Source organism: Bacillus sp. P4_D3, assembly GCF_056401855.1.
In genome coordinates this window covers 1-1702 of the sequence record NZ_JBFUIN010000659.1, presented here as the reverse complement: position 1 = coordinate 1702, position 1702 = coordinate 1, and the positions used below count along the sequence as shown (strand labels likewise).

Annotated in this window: 1 protein-coding gene and 1 pseudogene; both read left to right on the top strand. The window is 37.4% G+C overall.

Annotation, left to right across the window (positions count from 1 at the left end; translation table 11 throughout):
• Positions 1 to 442 precede the first annotated feature (442 nt).
• A pseudogene (locus AC1DTM_RS25310) lies at positions 443 to 1214 on the top strand (putative protein N(5)-glutamine methyltransferase).
• Positions 1215 to 1297: 83 nt separating this feature from the next.
• Positions 1298 to 1684, top strand: a complete 387-nt coding sequence (locus tag AC1DTM_RS25305) for a hypothetical protein (RefSeq protein ID WP_477001169.1) — start codon at positions 1298 to 1300, stop codon at positions 1682 to 1684.
• The last annotated feature ends 18 nt before the right edge of the window (positions 1685 to 1702 follow it).

Here is a 1702-nt window from a genome sequence, read left to right as displayed (position 1 = left end):
CGTTAATATTATAGTTTATATATAAAAATCGAAATAGTGTAAAAATATGTGTTTTCGTTTATACCTTTGTTAATTAAATTTGACTTAAACAGAAATTGAAAAGAATGCTCTATATAGAAGGGAAAGAGGTGGTCGTAGACGAATATGTCCATCAAATGACAGTTTACCCCGCATTAACGGGCGTAAAACTCCCACCTCGAAATTCGGCGAATGCTAGGAAGTTAGGTGGGAGATAACTGCCCGTAAACGCCCGATTGGTGAGGGCTAATAATCAGTGGGGGATGGACAAAACCCCCACTGATTAAAGTTTCACTGTATGTAAGATCCAGATTATTGAAGAAGGATATTAGCTATTTTTAACGAACTCTGAATTACAAACAAACTTTATCAAAAGTGGTGAGATAATATAGAGAATAAAACAAATTTCTTTTTGGATATTAAAATGGAAAAATGTATAGTTAGCAAGCTTCGGAGCGCTGGTTGTGTTTTCGCAGAAGATGAGACCCGGTTACTTATGTCAGAGGCACTAACTCCAGAGGACCTTATGAAAATGGTAGAAATGCGAGTCAACGGTTTACCTCTGGAATATGTTGTTGGATGGACGGAGTTTTGTGGTCTACGAATAGAAGTGGATCGAGGCGTTTTTGTACCGCGTAAACGTACCGAGTTCCTTGTTCATCAAACAGAGGCTCTGTCACGTTCTAGTGATATCATTGTTGACCTATGCTGTGGATCAGGTGCTGTGGGCGCTGCACTGGCAGCAGCTTTGGGACGAGTGGAATTGTATTCTGTTGACATTGACCCTATCGCAGTGCAATGCGCTAGCCGCAATGTAACGAATTTTGGCGGTCATGCATTTGAAGGTGACTTGTATAAAGCTCTACCCCACTCACTTAAGGGCCATGTAAATATCCTAGTTGCGAACGTACCTTACGTTCCTACCGAAATAATAAAGTTTCTCCCCAGGGAGGCACGCCTACATGAACCAAATGTGACGCTTGACGGAGGTGAGGATGGTCTTAACATTCTGCGAAGAGTGGTAGAAGAAGCTTTACTCTGGTTAGCTTTGGATGGACATCTTTTGATAGAGACGAGCGAAGTTCAGGCACCCCAGGCCTTTGAAATCTTTGATGGTGCTGGGCTTACCACGAAAGTGGCTAAGAAACAAGGAACTGGATGCTACTGTCATTATCGGCTCTAATTCTAGCTTTTAGAGTACTACTAGTGTTACGTACGTTTCAAATGTTATGACAATCCAAAGAGAATATAGTGTTTACTGATAGGTGGTAATAAATCAATGAAAAAAGAATGTGGAATAATCATATTGGTTTTGCTTTTTATTTTGAGTGCGTGTTCTAGTAAAAATAATAGTACTTTTAAATACGAAGATGTTGAAAATGGAATAGTGTATGAATTAATTTCTAAAAATCTTAATATGAACACTGAAATATCTTATCAAATAAAAATGACTAATAATACCGATTATGTTATTGCGCAAAATAATGTTATGTTTTCATTTCCTAAATCATCTACAAAATCTGGACAAACAACCAATCCATTTAAAGTGTTGGCTAAAGGTAATAAGTTAAATATTAAACCTGGGGATAGTGTTGTTTTAGAAGTATCATTTTCTGTTATATACAGATTTGCTTTAGATACTTCTGTATTCTTAAATTCAGAATAAAAATCAGGAGAAAATGAT